We start from the raw sequence: 17,029 nt of genomic DNA on the forward strand, positions 1-17,029 counted from the left end.
TTGATATCGAAACTTATATCAAAGATAATCAATTGAAATGATAGAACGCCCTCTCGATCTGGATGCCGTCGAGGCTTTCATCCGCATCGTCGAGCTTGGCAGCTTCACGCGCGCGGCCGAAGCCATGCAGACGACACAGGCCGCGGTCAGCTTGAAGCTGAAGCGGCTCGAAGAGAGGCTCGGCTGCCGGCTCGTCGAGCGGACGCCCCGGTCGGTGGAGCTTTCAGCGCGAGGCGCGGCCTTTCTCGAACACGCGCGCGAACTCCTCGATGTGCATGATCGCGCGCTCGCCCTGTTTGCAGAAGAAGCCCGGCAGCGCCTCACCATCGGCATCAGCGACCATGTGGCGGGGCCGGAGCTTCCCGCGCTGATCGCGCGCATGAACGCGCAAGACCCGAAGCTGTTGATCGAAATTCGGATCGGATCGTCGGGCGACCTGCTTCAAAGCTTCGACCGGCGCGAACTCGACACGGTGATCGTCCGCCTGCACGCCGGGCGCAGCGATGGCGAAATGCTTGCCGAAGAAAAATTCGGCTGGTTCGCAGCGCCAGGCTGGCAGCATCGCGCGGGCGAGCCCCTGCCGCTTGCCACGATGGCCGAGCCCTGCGGCGTGCGTGCGTTGGCCGGGCAGCTTCTCGATGCGGCAGCCATGCCCTGGACAGAAGTTTTCGTCGGCGGCGGCGTTGCGGCGGTCGCTGCGGCCGTCATGGCCGGGCTGGGCGTTGCCGCATTGGCGCCGCGCATGCTGCCATTCGGTGCAGTCGACGTGGGCGCCAAGCTCGGGCTTCCCGATCTGCCGCGCTTGCCGGTTCTGCTTCACTCGAGGGTCAAGGACGGCCGGCCGCGCGATGCGCTGGCCGCGCTTTCGGCGGCCTTCAGGAGCGCGGTGCGAAGCTAGGGCTGCGCGGGTCGGACATCCGCGTCTACTTGGCAAGAATCCAGTCCGCGATCTGCTGGACAACTTCGCGCTCAAGCCCATTGAAGCCGTGATAGGCCATGGCCTCGCACGCGTCGCCTTTGTTCTCCCCGCCCTTGAAGCTCAACAGCGCTTTCCTCGGCGAACTCTCGAGCTTCCCCATGAGTGCGGGCACGTCGGCAAACGAGCAATGCGCGCAGCCATCCTGCTCGTGATGCACGACGAGAACGGGGACCCGGACCTTTTCCAGCGGCATGGCCGGGACGGGACGGCCGCCACCGTCAGTGAGAATGGTCGAGCTCAGGACAATGCCGTCCGGGCCTTCGGGACCGGAAAGCTCGGTGGCAACGTACGCTGCAGATTGCGTACCGCGGCTGGTGCCCACGAGCCACACGGGCGCCTTGGCTTGCTCGCGCATCCATGCGATGGCCGCTTTCATGTCGGCCACGTGCTCCGGCTTCTGACGAAAACCGGCGAGGTAGGGCGGACTCTGCCGATCGGACGGAGCGTCGATCACGGCAACCATCAGTCCCTGGTCTGCAAACGACTGCCGCGTGCGAACGAGGAAGTTCCCGGCGCCCCACTTGAACGAACCATTGGGGAAGATCTGCAGCCCCCCGTGTCCGCCTGCGATCAGGATGACGGCAGCCTTTGCTGTCGTTGTTGTCGTCGGCGGYGACAACACGAGCATTCGCTGCGTGACCCCAGGCCGAGTGGGAATATCCACGACCTTCTGCGTGGTCTGTGCCTGGACTTGCGAAACCAGTACAGCCAGGAAGCCCGCGACCCAATATCCGGCAAGGTTGCGCATCGACGATCTCCTGGGTGGAAAAGCCTTCGAGTACCGATGATGTCTCAGGCGCCTGCCGTGCACAATCTGTCGCCTATCGACCATCCCTCTGTACGCCTGCGTGCCGGCCATGCGAATCCACGAACTGAAACGACGCCTCCGGGAAGCCGGCGCGGGCCCCAGCCACGAGCAGCGGATCTTGCGGCTCTGGTCCCATGCGCTCCCCCGCAACAGCGGCAGGCGCCTGCCCGCGAGCTTCTTTCCGTCGTCGCTGCTGGCCGCCCTGCCCGCCATTGAAGCCGAGCTTGCAGGGCTGGCGCGCATCCACGCGGTCCATCCGGGCGCCGATGGTTCCGAGCGGCTGCTCGTCGCCCTCGCGGACGGCCAGACCGTGGAGAGCGTGTTGCTGCCTCGGGACGGCCTGTGCGTCTCTTCGCAGGTCGGGTGCGCCGTCGGATGCCAGTTCTGCATGACGGGCCGGGACGGATTGCTCCGCCAGGTAGGAAGCGCCGAAATCATTGCCCAGGTCGCCCTCGCGCGCATGCGCCGGCCGGTGCGCAAGGTGGTGTTCATGGGCATGGGCGAACCGGCCCACAATCTGGACAACGTGATCGAGGCCATCGACCTGCTCGGCACGGTGGGCAACATCGGCCACAAGAACCTGGTGTTCTCCACCGTGGGCGATCCGCGCGCGTTCGAGAGGCTGCAGCAGGAACGCGTCAGGCCTGCGCTGGCACTCTCGCTGCACACGACCAGGGCCGACCTGCGCAAGAAGCTCCTTCCGCGCGCGCCGAACATGACGCCCGAAGAACTGGTCGCCGCGGGCGAGCGCTATGCGCGGGCCACCGGCTACCCGATTCAGTACCAGTGGACGCTGCTGGAAGGCGTCAACGACGGGCCAGAGGAAATCGAAGGCATCGTCAGGCTGCTCTCCGGCAAATACGGCGTGCTGAACATGATCCCGTTCAACGCAGTGGATGGCGTGGCGTTCAGCCGCCCGTCGTGGGAGCGCTGCGAACAGATGGCTCGCACGCTGCACCAGCGGGGCATCCTGACGAAGCTGCGCAACTCGGCCGGCCAGGATGTCGACGGCGGGTGCGGCCAGTTGAGGGCGCGTGCAGCCGAAGTGCGGGTGGTGACGCTTCGAAGGGCCGAAGACCGGCCTTGAAGGCAGGCCGTTCCCTCATGGGAACGAGGCCACCCAATCCCAGACCTGTCCCGGCGCCTCGACCATCACGTTGTGGCCGTGCGCCCCCAGGTCGCGGGCATCGGGATCGATGGAGCAGGTCTGCGCCAGAGTCACCAGCGCGTCGTCGCGCCCGCGGGCCAGATGGACGGGGCAGCGCGCCAACGTCGCCAGTTCGGCCAGCGGCGGCTTGCCCACGGCATTGGCGCGAGGATCCATCGCGAGGCGCCAGCCATCGGCGCCGTGCGCGGCGATGATGCCCCGCGCGACGACGGGTGCCGCTGCATTGGCGACCCCGGCAAGACCAGCGACCTTCAGGTACCTGTCCCACGCTTCTTCTTCCGTGGAGAACCTCTTGGCGGGCTGGGATGCCAGCGTCTCCATGCGGCGGAGTTCTTCGTCGGTCCACGCGACCTTGATGCCGGCCGCGAAAACCCGGTGCGGCGTGACACCGAACCAACCCGTCGCCAGGGCGAGGCCGATCACCCCACCCAGCGAGTGTCCGAGAACCACGAGGCGGCCCTCGGGATGGACGTGCGGCAGCACGGCGCGCCCGACGCTTGCCGCGTACTGGCCGATGGCATAGGAGTCCTGCCGGTCGGATTGGCCGTGGCCAGGCAGGTCGAGAACCACCCAGCGGCCGCTCCAGCGAGTGCCGGCATCGGCACACATGGGCGACCACACAGCGCCTGTCGCGCCCATTCCGTGCAGCATGAGAAGCAGGTCCGAGCCTTCGCCGCCTTGTTCGGTGTACATGTCCGGTGCCTTCATCGCATCTTCAGAAAGGACGGTCGCCATAGGGCTCGGTGAAAAACTCGGTTTGACTCACGATTGTTTGCCGCACTCGCATTCGCGGTCTTTTGTTTCGCAACAAGCGCAAGCCTTCGAACTATTGTCGGATTGACGAATACCAAGCCCGACCGCCAAATACCGGGGCAGTCGCTTGAGGAGATCGAAATGCTATCCAGCCTACTTCAGTTGTCTCGCCGTGGTTTGTCCCGTCAGAGAGATGCCTTCATTCTGATGACCACGTTGACTGCGCTGTCGTCCTGGCTCGTGTTCTGGTTCGGCGAATGAACCGTTCGTGCACAGCCTCAGCCCAACCGGATTGACAATTCCACGTCGTCGGCGAACGACACGGACAGGTATCCGCTATCGCGAGAGCGCACGCGTGCAAGGTACTCCGGGCTGTGGTCGGCGTTGTCTGCCACGATCAGCGCACCCGGCCGCAGGCGGCTCTCGACCAGTGCCAGGACGTCGTTGTAGAGCGACTTTGCGCCATCGAGCAGCAGCAGGTCGATGGACTCCGGAAGGTCGATCGCCAGCGTCTTCAGTGCATCGCCTTCTCGGACTTCGACCAAGTCGATCACGCCCCCTTCGGCCAGGTGCTCGCGGGCCTTGGCGACCTTCGACGGCTCGAACTCGCTGCTGATCAGGCGGCCGCCGCCGTTGTCGCGCAGCGCCGCGGCCATGTACAGGGTGGACAGACCGAAGGAGGTGCCGAACTCCACGATGTTGCGCGCGTTCGTGCTGCGCGCCAGTTGGTACAGCAGCACGCCGGTCTCACGAGACACCGGCAGCCACAAATCCTTCATCCGACTGTAGAAGTCGAGGTATTCGGTCTTGCTGTGCATCAGCCGCTGGCGTTCCTCCGGGTTCATGCTCGCGATGGCAGGGCTGGTTGCCGCGTCGGCCTGCAGGAACAGGCGGTCCAGCAAGGGTGCCAGCGGTGCAGTGGTCAAGGTCGTCATAGGGTTCTTTCGTTTGAAAAGCAGATGCGAAATAATATGAAGAACCCTTCATATTTTCCATTCGCGTTGCGGATCCCTCCCATGACCGACCGTCGAAGTGCCTCTATCTCCTCTCGCAGACAGCCCAGGCAAGCGCGCTCGGCCAACCTCCTCGCGGCCATTCTTCAAGCAGCTATTCAGGTTTTGGCGAGAGAAGGCGTGAACCGCTTCACAACGACACGCGTCGCCGAGAGGGCCGGCGTGAGCGTCGGATCGGTTTATCAATACTTCCCGAACAAGGCGTCGATCCTGTTCCGCCTGCAGAGCGACGAATGGCGGCAGACCACAGAGATGATGCGCAGCATCCTCGAGGACGCGCAACGGCCCGCACTCGAGCGCCTGCGCATGCTCACGCACGCCTTCATCCGCTCCGAGTGCGAGGAAGCAGAAGTGCGAACGGCGCTCGGTGACGCCGCCCCGTTTTACCGCGACGCGCCCGAGGCACAAGAAGCGCACGCCGCCGGCGACGAAATTGTGCGCGTGTTCATGAAGCAAGCCCTGCCAGCGGCTTCCAACGCCACGCGCGGAATGGCGGGCGACCTGATCGTGAGGACGCTCAGCGCAGTGGGGAAAGACTTTTCCGAGAGCCCTCGAACCGCCGCCGAGATCAAGGCCTGGGCGAACTCGATGGCTGACATGTTTTGCGCCTACCTGGAAAGCCTTGCATCGCGCTGAGCCAGCGCTCACGCATGCAGTCATCGGCTCGATGGCTGGCTCGGTATCGGCCCATGCACCTGCCGGTTGCGGCCTTTGCGCCTTCTTGCCTTGGACATTCAGCACACGGCGTGGATATGCATACTGCGCCCATGCTCACGCCGCCCCTGATATCGCACCTTCGACCCGCCCGCTGGGTGGGTGCCCTTCTGGCGTTCACAAGCATGTCCGTGCATGCAGAGCCCATCGTGGATTTCTTTCGCATACTGGGCTGGGCTGCTGTCATGGGCTTGGGACAGGTCGTGGCCTGGGGCCTGGGACTGGCGCTTGTCTTCGCAATGACGTTCCTCGTGCCCGGCGCAATCCTCCGGGCACTGGTGCGCGCCCCGCTGCTCTGGGCTCTGTGCCTGCTGATGGCGCCTCGCTGGCGCGTGGGGCCATGGGGCTGGAGCAGCATCCTGCTGGGCCTGGCAACCGCGGCTTTGGGCGCCTGGCTTGTCGAGCGCCGTTGGAATGACGACGACATGGATGTTGACCTTCTTGATTGACACATTAGGACCAAACGATGGGTTTGCTTCGCAGGGCAATTGCGCTTGCCATCTTCCTCGGTGCGACCTGCGTCGCGATCGAGATGCGTTCGGGCGGTTCTGCGCTGGGAGGGATCTTCTTCATCCCCGCAGTGCTTGTCGCCTTCTTCGCGCTCGTCGTCGCCATATTCAACCTCCCGATCCTGGGTGAGGGCCGGTTCGAGGACAGCGGTTTCGAGCGGACCGTGCTGTCGCCGTGGCAGTTGAAAGTCTTCGGCATTTTCCTGGCGCTCCTCTTCGGGGGAGCGCCCATCTACATTGCCGTGCGAGGCCTCTTCAGAGGCGTCATTCCCGCACCATGGAGGGCCCCGGACATCGTGCTGGCACAGGCGCCGGTGCACTTCCTGCTCGCTTGCGCCGTCTTTGCGGGAGCAGGCGTACTGCTTGCAGTGCTGATCGTGAAGGGAATTTGGCGAGTCAGCGTTCCGTCCCGTTGATTCATAGGCGCGCGAACTGCATGGGATGAGGCGTCCTTGGAGAGGGCCGCTTGCCTCGGATTTGATCAACGACTTGGAGCTTCGAGTCGATCATTCGCAACCGGCGTCGGCTGCTTCTCAAGCACGCACGGGCAATTGTTAATTTTCTTCAGCGATCTCGTGTTGCGCCTATTGCTCTGTGCAATCCGTCACACACCCCGGTAGCGCCTTTCAACAGACCACTTTCGAGCGCTTCCGCCCCCCGACCAGCCCTCCATAATCTTTGACGAGGCTCTCGGTGCAAGCCGTCATCGACCTGCCAAGCCGTCGCTCCAAATCTACGTTCAACAAGAGACCGAAATACGACCTATGAAATCCAAGTTGATAGCTGCTTCGATCGCAGTCATCTGCAGCACGATCGCGACTGCGCAGACCTCACCGGGGATCGACGAGACTGCGTGGTTCCAGGCTACCTACAAGGAGCTTGTTGAAATCAACACCACGTATTCGGTAGGCAATACGACAGAAGCCGCGAAAGCAGCACAGAAGCGGTTGATCGAAGCCGGACTCCCGCCAAATGATGTTGAAGTGATCGAGCCGTTCCCGAAGCGAGGCAATCTTTTAGCGCGTTACAAGGGAACAAGCACGAAGAAACCGCTGTTGCTTCTGGCTCACCTCGACGTGGTCGAGGCCAAACCAAGCGAATGGAAGACCGATCCTTTCAAGCTTGTGGAGCAGGATGGTTACTACATTGCGCGAGGAGCCATTGACGACAAGGCGATGGCGTCATCGTACATATCCGTCTTGGCGCAATTGCGACGCGAAGGCTTCGTCCCCGATCGCGACATTGTTGTCGCACTGACCGCAGATGAAGAGCGCGATGTACCGTCGAACGGCGCAGCTTGGCTCCTCAAGAATCGACGCACGGATGTGGATGCGGCGTACGGCATCAATGAAGGAGGTCGAGGCGAGCTGAAAAATGGGAAGCCCCTGGTCCATGTCGTGCAGATCGGCGAGAAGACCTACCTCGACTTCGCTTTCGAGGCCTCCGGCCCCGGAGGCCACAGCGCGCGGCCCACGCCCGACAACACCATCTACGACTTGGCAGAAGCGCTGGCTCGACTGCGCCAATACCAGTTCCCGGTTCAACTCAGCGATGCAACGCGAGCCTACTTTGAACGAACGGCGACCCTGCAGGACGCTGCGACGGCTCTCGATTTCAAAGAAATCGCCACAGGAAAACCATCGCCAGGAGCAATCGATCGATTGTCGAAACGCTCGGCAATCATCGGCCTGCTGCGGACCACCTGCGTTGCAACGATGCTCGAAGGCGGTCACGCACCCAATGCGTTGGCCCAGCGAGCAAGGGCGACGATCAACTGTCGTGCGCTTCCTGGCGAGAACGTCGCCGCAGTTCGCTCCAGCCTTGAGGAAATTGCCGGACCCGGGGTGAAGGTATCGGACATCGAAATTGGCGAGTCGGCCCCGGCCTCGCCATTGAATCCAGGGCTTATGGGCAGAGTGGACAAGATCAGCGAGGCCATGTGGCCTGGCGTTCCCGTCGTCCCGACCATGGGCGTCAGCACAACCGACAGCCGTCTATTTCGCGCAGCCGGCATACCGATGTACGGCGTCTCCGGCCTCTTTGTTGATCCGGAGCAAACAGGGATTCACGGGTTGAATGAGAAAATCGGCATGAAACAGTTGCTTGACGGTCGTGAGTTCATGTACCGCTTGATCAAGAGTCTGAGTTCGGATGGGGATTGACATCAAAGTCGAGGCTTCGCGCTCCATCAGACCAAATCAAGAACCGCTCGTTTGAATCGACTACGCGTCGAGAGCCCGCCAAGCTCAAAGCAGCGACCGAGCGAAACTTCTCAATTGTCGATTCAGGGCTCATCTTTTTTGCCACCTTTTGCCGTCACACAAATCGGAGGACCACAGGCCAACGCGCAGCCAGCGCGAACTTGTCTTCCACACCTTGTTCGGGATCTGCGCGAACTGAATGCAGTGTCTTGTGCATGGTCAGGATGCAAACCGATCCCAACCTCCGCCTAGGGAAGGTCTGAACAGGTCACCAATTGGCCTTCGATGAGGGCCAATGATGCGCATGGTGATGAATCGCATCGCCAGATACCCCGAATCGATGAGGCCTGCGCGTGATCCAGCACCCTCAGGCTGTTCGCAGACGTGTCTGTCCCATCATCGCCATCAGTTTCTTGTGCGCCATCCACAGATTAGACAGCGCAAACTGACCTTGCCCCTGGAATCCGTATCCCATAGCTGAGCTCAGGAGTTGGCTTGCTTGGGTTGATTGGCAAGCCAGTCCTGCTCGAACTGCATTGGGCTGACGCAGGCTAGCGTCGAATGCAGTCGAGCACGGTTGTACCAGAGCAGCCACGCGACGGGTTCGTCCCTGGCCTCGCGCTTGGTCTTGAAGCGTTGTCCGTGCAGCCGCTCGACCTTCAACGTAAGCAGTCAGGCAACACATACTTGACGCGCCCGAGGACCGCAGTTTCTAGCTCAATGGCGCCCAGCGATGCGGCAGCAATACGTCGATGTCGCGTACCGGGTGCGTCGGCAAACGCGTGAGCACGTCCCTGATGTACGCGTACGGATCATGCCCATTGAGCTTGGCCGATTGGATCAGACTCATGATGGCCGCGGCACGCTGGCCTGCCATCAACGTGCCAGCGAACAGCCAGTTCTTTCTGCCCGTGGCCCAGGGCCGGATCTGCTGCTCGTCGAAGTTGTTGTCGATCGGCAGCGCCGGATCCTCCAGGTAACGCGTGAGCGCCACCCAGCGCTTCAGGCTGCAGTCGATCGCCCTGGCTGTGGCAGTCCCGGGCGTGATCCTGGTGCGTTGCGCCAGAAGCCATTCATGCAGTGCCTTCGCGATGGGCACTGCGCGCGTTCGTCGCTCATGCAGACGCTGCGCTGGCTCCATCGCCTTGACCTCGCGCTCGATGCCATACAACTGCCCAATGAAGTCGATGGCAGTGCCTGCGATGGTGCTCTTGTTGGTGAGGTGCAACTCGACGAACTTGCGACGCGCGTGCGCCATGCAGCCCACCTCTGTCATGCCCAACGCGAAGCCGGCCTTGTAGCCCGCGAAGTCATCGCACACGAGCCGCACGCCGCACACGCTCGCCGACAGCGTCGAGCGTGGCAGGGCGAGCCCGGCGCGAGCGAAGATCTGTTCCTGGCGATACAGCGGCAGGTGATCGGCGTACTTGGCGACCAGCACCTGGGCGAGCAGGCCCGACGTCGGGATGCCCTTGTCGATGATCTCGGCAGGCACTGGCGCCTGCGTCGGCGTGCGGCAACGCGTGCATGCCCACTTGCCGCGGATATGGCGCTCGACGGTGAAGACGCCGGGGGCGTAGTCGAGCTTCTCGCCCACGTCCTCACCGATGCGCACTGGCACGACCGCTACCACCATGACCCCGCCAACCGATGGTTGAGGTCAGTGATCTCCGATCTCTTCCTCGAATGGCGGAAGCCGGGGCTCTCTCACGGCCGCCCACGCGGCAAGCGGAGCGCGGCTGCGAACCGTTGTTCTTAGCGGCGACGCGCAGAGTGACCAAAACGTCGCGTATCGCGTATCACGCCAATTTCCCAAAGTTCACCTCCGCGGCTTCGGCGCCAGGCCAGACTTCCCGCTCCAGCGCGTTCGCGACTGTGCGCACGAGCAGCCCCTTGGCTTCTCGTACGGCTCGCGAATGGCCACGGCCGATGTTCTCCAGGAGCGCCCAAGTGACAAATTGCCCCCGCACCGGCGCCCACGAAAGTCCTTCCTTCTGGCTGGGCAAGCCGTGGACTGATGAGGCGGGTACCACGGTATGGCCGACGTTGCGCCGAACCAGCGCAAGACAAATCTGCAAAGTGTCAGATTCGGCCACAAGTCGCATCCGCAAGCCCTTACGCTCCATCGCCTTCTCGATTTGCATCCGCGCCACGTTGGGGCGTCCTGCCATCACCAGCTTGAGTCCGTCCAGCTTGCCAAGCGCGACCGGGCTTTCGGCACGCAGGCTCTCGCTCGCTGGGCCAACAAGAATCAGAGGCTCGCGGATCAGCAAGCTCTGTTCATAGCCAGACATCGGCGCCGGGTCATAGGGCAAGATCGCAAGATCGAGCAGCCGTGCCGCAACGAGATCCCGCAGCACGTTACTCACGCCTTCGTGCACGCGAACAGCGATTCCCGGGTGCTTGGAAATCAGTTGCTCCACGAAGTCGGCTGTGAATACGTTTCGCCATGCAGGCGGGGTGCCCAGCGCGAGCTGCCCGACCGCACGCTCTCCCACCTGCTCCTTCAGCAACGAAAACTGCCGCAGCAGCGGGCGGACCCGATCAGCCAGCAACTGGCCCGCCTCTGTCAAATGAACGCCCCCCTGGGAGCGGCGAAACAAGGCATTACCCATCTCATGTTCAAGCGCGGCGATGTGGCGGGACAACGCCGGCTGCGACAGATGAAGATTGGCCGCAGCCCGATTGATGCTGCCCAGTTCGGCAACGCGTACGAAGTACTCCAGGTGATCTATGTTCATGGCACATTACCCGAATAGTGGATAACTACTGCAGAAAATGAGCATTATGCGCAGAACCACTACGACCCTAGGATCGGCGCATGAAGACAACCATTCAAGGCACCGAGCGCTTTCTTTCCTCCGACATATTTGGCCGCGAGACGCGGAGTCGGCGGCTGCGAAAGGATGGCGGGGCGTGGACCGAGCCCTCACGCGAACTGCCGGTCTACCATCGCTGCGATGTTCTGGTCGTCGGCGGTGGCCCCGCCGGCTGCGCGGCGGCCGCAGCCGCGGCCGCGACGGGCGCCGACGTGACCCTTCTGGAGCGCTACAACCACCTTGGCGGCCTCTCCACCGGCGGCCTGGTCATCTGGATCGACCGCATGACCGACTGGGAGGGGCGGCTCACCATCCAGGGCTTCGCGCGCGAGCTCATGGAGCGCTTGCCACCCGATGCCGTCGCTGGACCTTCCCCCGATGAATGGGGCTCGCGCGACCCGACCCGGGCGCATTACTGGAGCCTGCGCACCGCGGCCTTTCACGGCATGGTGACGCACTCACCGACCATCGATCCGGAGCGTTTAAAGCTGGTGTCGCAACAGCTGCTCGTCGAGCGCGGCGTGCGCATCGTCTACCACTCATGGGCCGCCGCGCCCATCGTCGAGGACAACGTCGTACAGGGCGTCGCTTTCGAGAGCAAGGAGGGGCGCATGGCCATCCTTGCAAAGGTCGTCGTGGACTGCACGGGAGATGGTGACATGTTCAGCCGTGCCGGCGCCCCCTCCACCTCGGACATCGACGAGGACGATGTCCATCACTGCATGAACACGGCCTTCCTGCTGGCGGGAGTGGACATGGTCAAGTGGATGGAGTTTCGCGACACACAGCCCGCCCAGTTCGCCGAATTCACGCGCCGGGGGCGCGAGGAGCTTCGCCTTTTCGAGCGGCCTTTCGTTTCATGGCGAAATGACATTGCCCTCTTCATGGGCCCGCGCCAGACGGGCTTTTCCGGCCTGGACGTCGACGAGCTTAGCGAGGTGGATATCCGCTCGCATGTGCTCATGGCCCAGCACCTGGACTATTACCGCGCACACGCGCCGGGTTTCGAGAACGCTTTCATGATGCTCAGCGGGCCGCAGCTGGGCGTGCGCCATACGCGTCGGCTCATTGGCGTTGGGAGCGTCCTTAGGCAGGACTGGCCGACCGCAACGATTCATGCTGATGAGATCGGCGTCACGCCCGCCGTGTCGCCCAAATTTCCCAACATCTCGGTTCCTTATGGCGCTCTCGTTCCAGCCAGGCTTGACGGATTGCTGGCCGCAGGCCGACATATCTCGTGTGACAGGAATTCGCATGGATTCATGCGTGAAATACCGCAGTGCTGGCTCACGGGGCACGGTGCGGGCGTTGCCGCGGCGCTTTCGGCGTCGCAGGGGGTCCAGCCTCGCCATGTCGACATCGCCAGCCTGCAAGACGAATTGCGCAAACAGGGAGCCGTGGTCAGAAGCGACGCCGACGTTGGCACGGACCTACATCAACAGGAGACGACATGATCAATCGCAGACAACTCGTCACGGGCCTGGCCGCTACGGCTTTTGCGGGTCGGTCGCTCGCACAGACGTTTCCCGCCAAGCCCCTCACCTTCCTGGTGCCCTATCCGCCGGGTGGGCCTGGAGACCTGATGGCACGTTCGGTCGGCGAAGTGCTGGGCGAGCGGCTCGGTCAGCCGGTCCTCGTCGACAACAAGCCCGGTGCAGGCGGCCAGATCGTGGGCACAGCCCTTGTGAGGGCGCCCGCAGATGGCTACACCTTGATGCTGGGGGATACCTCCACGCTCGGCATCAACATGGTCACGTACAGCAGCTTCGGCTGGAACCCTCCGTCGGACGTCCGGGGCGTCGCACCGATCCTGGTGATGCCTATCGTGCTGCTGGTCCCCGCCTCGAGCCCCTACCAATCTGTGGCTGAACTGGTCGCTGCGTCCAAGAGCAGAGGCATCAACTACGCGTCGCAAGGCGCGGGCAGCGCGGGCCATCTTCTGGGCGAACTGCTTCGCGATGCGGCGGTAGGAAATTTCAACCACATCCCCTACAAGGGCTCTGCGCCCGCGATGAATGATCTGCTGGGGGGCCAGGTCGACATGCTCTTCGACGGCATCGGCCCCGCATTGCCCCATCTGCGTGCCGGCAAGCTGCGCTGTCTCGCCGTGGCGGGTCCGGTGGCGCTGCCGCAGCTGACTGGGGTGCCAACGATGGCGCAGCTCGGCTACCGCGGCGTCGAGCTCTCGATCTGGTTCGGCGTGGTCGTCAAGGCCCGGACCCCGGACGCACTGGTGCAGACGCTGAACAAGGAAGTGGCCTACGCGATGAAGCAACCAAAGGTCAGGAAGCGGTTCGAGGACCTTGGGTTCCAGTTTCTCGACATGCCGGCTGAACAATTCACGAAATACATCCGCTCTGAAGCCGAGCGCTGGGGCAAGTTCGTGCGGGCTCGCAGGATAAGCGCCGACTGAAAGATGCTGATGCTTGAAGGAAAAACAATAGTCGTTACGGGCGCGGCCTCGGGAATTGGCGCGGCGACGGCGGCGCTTGCGGCCTCTTACGGCGCCAGCGTGATCTCGGTGGATATCCAGAGGCCCGCCCACCCCGTCGGCGATTTCGTGGCGACCGATCTTTCGGATGAACGCTCGATCGACGCACTGGTCGCGAAATTGCCCTATGGAATCGACGGCCTGGCCAACATCGCCGGCCTGCCGCCCACGCGCCCGGCTGCTGCCGTGGTGAAAGTGAACCTGGTCGGGCTGCAACGCCTTACGCTGGGACTGGTGCCCAAGATGGCCAACGGTGCCTCTATCGTGAACCTTGCGTCACTTGCGGGACTTGGATGGGCCGAAGCAAGACAGGTTGTCAAAGAAAGCTCGGGCCTTCAATTGGGCGATGTCGATGCATTCTGCCGCGGGCATGAAATCGAAGGTGCGCGCAGCTATTTCTTCTCGAAAGAAGCCCTGATCGTCTGGACGATGGAGAACCGGTGGACCTGGCGCGACCGGGGCATTCGCATGAATGCCGTCAGCCCCGGCCCTGTGGACACGCCCATCCTCAGGGACTTCATCGAAACCCTGGGCGCGCGCGCAGAAGAGGACATGAAAGTCATGGATCGACCGGGCACGGCCGCCGATATCGCGCCGGTCGTGTGCTTTCTGCTGTCCGACGGATCAGCATGGATTCGCGGCACCAACATCCCTGTGGATGGTGGCATGCATTCGAACGTACTGCTGCAAATGAACGGCTTTGAAGAACATGTCTGATCTCTCCATGTTGATCAATGGACTGCAAGTGTCCGCCGAAAACGGCGCGACCTTTGAACGGCTCAATCCCCTGGACGACTCCATCGCCACGCGCGCGCCCGCCGCCACCGCAGCCGACGCGCGCCGTGCTGCGGACGCCGCGGCACTCGCATTTGCCGGATGGAAGAAAACCGGACCGAACGAGCGCCGCGCGCTGCTGCTTAAAGCTGCCGCCCGCCTGGAAGCGAAAACGCCGCTATTCATCGAAGCGGTCGCCGCCGAAACCGGCGCCTCGGGGATGTGGGCTGGATTCAACGTCACGCTCGCCGCCGGCATCATCCGCGAAGCGGCGGCCCTCACAACGCAGGTGACCGGCGAAGTAATTCCTTCCGACGTTCCGGGATCACTGGCGATGGGGATTCGGCAGCCGGCTGGTGTGGTGCTTGGCATCGCGCCCTGGAACGCGCCCGTCATCCTCGGTGTGCGGGCCATTGCAACGCCGCTGGCGTGCGGCAACACGGTGATATTGAAGGGCAGCGAGAACTGCCCGCGCACGCACCAGCTGATCGTCGAATCATTCGTCGAGGCAGGGTTTCCCGCCGGCGTGGTGAACTACCTGACGAATGCGCCGGAAGACGCTGCTGCCTTGGTGGAAGAGTTGATTGCCCATCCCGCCATCCGACGCGTGAACTTCACCGGCTCGACCCGCGTGGGACGGCTCATCGCGCAAACCTGCGCCAGGCACTTGAAGCCGGCGGTGCTCGAACTCGGCGGAAAAGCTCCTCTCGTCATCCTTGACGACGCTGACATCGACGACGCGGTGAATGCCGCCGCCTTCGGATGCTTCGCCAACAGCGGCCAGATCTGCATGAGCACGGAACGTGTCATCGTGGATGAAAAGATCGCCGACGAGTTCGTCAAGCGCTTCGCCACGAAGGCGCAGGCCTTGCCGCTGGGTGATCCGCGTAAGCCCGAGCCCGTCGTGCTCGGCAGCGTGGTGGGAATGAGCACCGTCGAACACTGCAATGCACTCATCGACGACGCCATCGGCAAAGGCGCGAAACTGCTTTGTGGCGGCAAGGCAAAGAACACCCTCATGCCCGCCACCCTGCTCGACTTCGTCACGCGCGAAATGAGGATTTACCACGAGGAGTCCTTCGGGCCGGTCAAGGGCATCGTGCGCGTCAAGGGCGTGGACGAAGCCGTCGCATGCGCGAACGACAACGAGTACGGGCTGTCTGCCGCTGTCATGGGCCGCGATGTGGCCCGCGCCTTCAACGTCGCCGGCCAAATTGATTCCGGCATCTGCCATGTGAACGGGCCGACCGTGCATGACGAGGCGCAGATGCCCTTCGGCGGGGTCAAGGGAAGCGGCTTTGGCCGGTTTGGCGGCCGTGCCGCAATCAATGAGTTCACAGACTTGCGCTGGATCACCGTGCAGATGGGACCGCGCCACTATCCATTCTGATCGCTAGGCTCAGTGCACGTAGGTCAGAGTTTTTTCACCACTTTTCCATCACGAACCAATAGATATGAACGTCCTCTCTATACAAGGCAGCATCGGCGGCAGCGCGTCGGTCACGCGCGCCCTTTCCGCCGCATACCTCGATCGCCTCAAGGCGGCTCATCCCGATGTCGCCATCGTCGAGCACGATCTGGCCGCCCAGCCATTGGCGCACCTGGGCGGCGAGATGGTGGCCGTGCAACTAGGCATGGGTGGCGAACCATCGGAAGCTGCGTCCTTAGGCAATCGGCTGATTTCCGAACTTGAACGGTGCGACGTGCTCGTACTTGGTTCTCCGATGTACAACTTCGGGATTCCATCCACGATCAAGGCATGGTTCGACTACGTGCTGCGTGTGGGAAAAACATTCCGCTATGTCAATGGCGCGCCGGAAGGCCTGCTTCCGCCAGGCAAGAAGGCCATCGTGTTTGTTGCGAGCGGTGGCGTCTATTCGGAGGGACCGGGCAAGCAGGTTGATTTCTTGGAGCCGCACCTGCGCTGGCTTCTCGCCTTTATTGGAATCACGAACGTGGAGTTTGTGCGAGCCGAGGGTTTGGTTTATGGCGCCGAGGCTGCAAAAGCTGCAACCGACGCTGCGCGCGGCAAGGCTCTGGCATTGGCCGCAGCGTAGGTTGGTGAGAGCGCACGCGCCTCAGGCACGGATTGGCATCGCCCCAGTTTTTCGCGCTGCCGGTCATCGCAGCCAGGAACAGTAAGACACCGTCGCTGCCAACAGTGCGGGGTAGCGCTACAGAACACCCTGCTGCTGACGCGGCAGGAGTGCGTGCGAGTCCAATTCCTCGCCGCTGCGGACGGCACGCGGCGTGACCCGGCCGCCTCGCACCCATGGACATCACAGTATCTGCGCAAGAACCTGCGGCGCGATCCCTTTTTGTCATCGAAAGATTGAGTCATGCCGAGCCCACCTCACCGATCGCCGCGCCAACAGTCGCCCGAACTCGAGGTCGAGTTCGGGCGCTCGCCCGACCTTGGCTACGAGCCGTCGAACGAGGTGGGATTGGTGCGCTGCCTCGCGCATGGCTTTCCGACGCCGCTGGCACGCTGGCATTGCCACGAGGAGTACGAGCTCCATCTGATCGTCGCCACCTCGGGCCAGGCCTTCGTGGGCGACTGGATCGGCTCCTTCGAGCCGGGGCACCTCGTGCTGTGCGGCCCCAAGCTGCCTCACAACTGGATCTCGCTCGACGCACCACCGGAAGGCGTGCCGCGGCGCGACCTGGTGATCCAGTTCCTGCACGATCCGATCTTCGAGGCGGCCCAGCGGATTCCGGAGTTGCTCGAAGCCGTGCGCATGCTCGAGCGCGCGCGCTACGGCATCGAGTTCTTCGGCATGGCCGCCGCCGCCGAAGCGCA

16 protein-coding genes and 2 pseudogenes are annotated in these 17,029 nt (G+C 63.0%); 12 read left to right on the plus strand and 6 right to left on the minus strand.

Features of this window, described 5'->3' with window-relative positions; all coding sequences use genetic code 11:
* Positions 1–37: 37 nt before the first annotated feature.
* Positions 38–898 carry a LysR family transcriptional regulator gene (locus AC1DXX_RS25510; RefSeq protein WP_478137008.1) on the plus strand — a complete coding sequence of 287 codons (861 nt, stop codon included), beginning with the start codon at positions 38–40 and terminating at the stop codon, positions 896–898.
* A 25-nt stretch (positions 899–923) separates the two neighbouring features.
* Here the strand turns inward: AC1DXX_RS25510 and AC1DXX_RS25515 are convergent, their stop codons facing one another.
* Positions 924–1,727: an alpha/beta hydrolase gene (locus tag AC1DXX_RS25515; RefSeq protein WP_478137009.1), complete on the minus strand. Its 804-nt coding sequence runs from the start codon at positions 1,725–1,727 to the stop codon at positions 924–926.
* A gap of 109 nt (positions 1,728–1,836) precedes the next feature.
* On the opposite strand from AC1DXX_RS25515, the gene AC1DXX_RS25520 reads away from it, so the two are divergent.
* Entirely contained in the window at positions 1,837–2,874 is a 1,038-nt protein-coding gene (locus AC1DXX_RS25520; protein ID WP_478137010.1) for an RNA methyltransferase, read from the plus strand.
* A 15-nt stretch (positions 2,875–2,889) separates the two neighbouring features.
* On the opposite strand, the gene AC1DXX_RS25525 is transcribed toward AC1DXX_RS25520, so the two are convergent.
* Positions 2,890–3,648, minus strand: coding sequence for an alpha/beta fold hydrolase (locus AC1DXX_RS25525; protein ID WP_478137011.1), 759 nt, complete (start codon positions 3,646–3,648; stop codon positions 2,890–2,892).
* A 338-nt stretch (positions 3,649–3,986) separates the two neighbouring features.
* Positions 3,987–4,643 (minus strand): O-methyltransferase, encoded by a 657-nt coding sequence (locus AC1DXX_RS25530; protein WP_478137012.1) that lies wholly within the window; start codon positions 4,641–4,643, stop codon positions 3,987–3,989.
* An 81-nt stretch (positions 4,644–4,724) separates the two neighbouring features.
* Here AC1DXX_RS25530 and AC1DXX_RS25535 point away from each other — a divergent pair, with 81 nt between their 5' ends.
* The 4 genes from AC1DXX_RS25535 to AC1DXX_RS25550 all read left to right on the plus strand — a co-directional run bounded on the left by AC1DXX_RS25535 (position 4,725) and on the right by AC1DXX_RS25550 (position 8,106).
* A complete protein-coding gene (locus AC1DXX_RS25535) occupies positions 4,725–5,357 on the plus strand; it encodes a TetR/AcrR family transcriptional regulator (RefSeq protein WP_478137013.1) in 633 nt (210 codons plus the stop codon).
* A gap of 203 nt (positions 5,358–5,560) precedes the next feature.
* Positions 5,561–5,884 (plus strand): hypothetical protein, encoded by a 324-nt coding sequence (locus tag AC1DXX_RS25540; protein ID WP_478137014.1) that lies wholly within the window; start codon positions 5,561–5,563, stop codon positions 5,882–5,884.
* Positions 5,885–5,901: 17 nt separating this feature from the next.
* Positions 5,902–6,360 (plus strand): hypothetical protein, encoded by a 459-nt coding sequence (locus AC1DXX_RS25545; protein ID WP_478137015.1) that lies wholly within the window; start codon positions 5,902–5,904, stop codon positions 6,358–6,360.
* A 348-nt stretch (positions 6,361–6,708) separates the two neighbouring features.
* Positions 6,709–8,106, plus strand: coding sequence for a M20/M25/M40 family metallo-hydrolase (locus AC1DXX_RS25550; RefSeq protein WP_478137016.1), 1,398 nt, complete (start codon positions 6,709–6,711; stop codon positions 8,104–8,106).
* A 522-nt stretch (positions 8,107–8,628) separates the two neighbouring features.
* Here AC1DXX_RS25550 and AC1DXX_RS25555 read toward each other — a convergent pair.
* From AC1DXX_RS25555 to AC1DXX_RS25565, 3 genes and pseudogenes are all read right to left on the minus strand, one after another.
* Positions 8,629–8,811 (minus strand): annotated as a pseudogene (locus AC1DXX_RS25555) (IS3 family transposase); the annotation flags it as partial.
* 46 nt (positions 8,812–8,857) lie between these two features.
* Positions 8,858–9,757 (minus strand): annotated as a pseudogene (gene tnpC, locus AC1DXX_RS25560) (IS66 family transposase); the annotation flags it as partial.
* Between the two features lie 187 nt (positions 9,758–9,944).
* A complete protein-coding gene (locus tag AC1DXX_RS25565; RefSeq protein WP_478137017.1) occupies positions 9,945–10,886 on the minus strand; it encodes a LysR family transcriptional regulator in 942 nt (313 codons plus the stop codon).
* An 80-nt stretch (positions 10,887–10,966) separates the two neighbouring features.
* On the opposite strand from AC1DXX_RS25565, the gene AC1DXX_RS25570 reads away from it, so the two are divergent.
* The 6 genes from AC1DXX_RS25570 to AC1DXX_RS25595 all read left to right on the plus strand — a co-directional run.
* Positions 10,967–12,418: an FAD-dependent oxidoreductase gene (locus AC1DXX_RS25570; RefSeq protein ID WP_478137018.1), complete on the plus strand. Its 1,452-nt coding sequence runs from the start codon at positions 10,967–10,969 to the stop codon at positions 12,416–12,418.
* The gene (locus tag AC1DXX_RS25575) at positions 12,415–13,377 is read left to right on the plus strand and encodes a Bug family tripartite tricarboxylate transporter substrate binding protein (protein ID WP_478137019.1); all 963 of its coding nucleotides are present in this window, start codon (positions 12,415–12,417) and stop codon (positions 13,375–13,377) included. The genes AC1DXX_RS25570 and AC1DXX_RS25575 overlap by 4 nt, the downstream gene beginning before the upstream one ends.
* Before the next feature lie 3 nt (positions 13,378–13,380).
* Positions 13,381–14,172, plus strand: a complete 792-nt coding sequence (locus tag AC1DXX_RS25580; RefSeq protein ID WP_478137020.1) for a coniferyl-alcohol dehydrogenase — start codon at positions 13,381–13,383, stop codon at positions 14,170–14,172.
* Positions 14,165–15,619, plus strand: coding sequence for an aldehyde dehydrogenase (locus AC1DXX_RS25585; protein ID WP_478137021.1), 1,455 nt, complete (start codon positions 14,165–14,167; stop codon positions 15,617–15,619). Before AC1DXX_RS25580 ends, AC1DXX_RS25585 begins: the two co-directional genes overlap by 8 nt.
* 64 nt (positions 15,620–15,683) lie before the next feature.
* A complete protein-coding gene (locus AC1DXX_RS25590; RefSeq protein ID WP_478137022.1) occupies positions 15,684–16,286 on the plus strand; it encodes an FMN-dependent NADH-azoreductase in 603 nt (200 codons plus the stop codon).
* 282 nt (positions 16,287–16,568) lie between these two features.
* The coding region (locus tag AC1DXX_RS25595; protein ID WP_478137023.1) for a cupin domain-containing protein at positions 16,569–17,029 on the plus strand (461 nt) is incomplete at its 3' end.

The organism is Variovorax sp. P4_B10, from assembly GCF_056402375.1.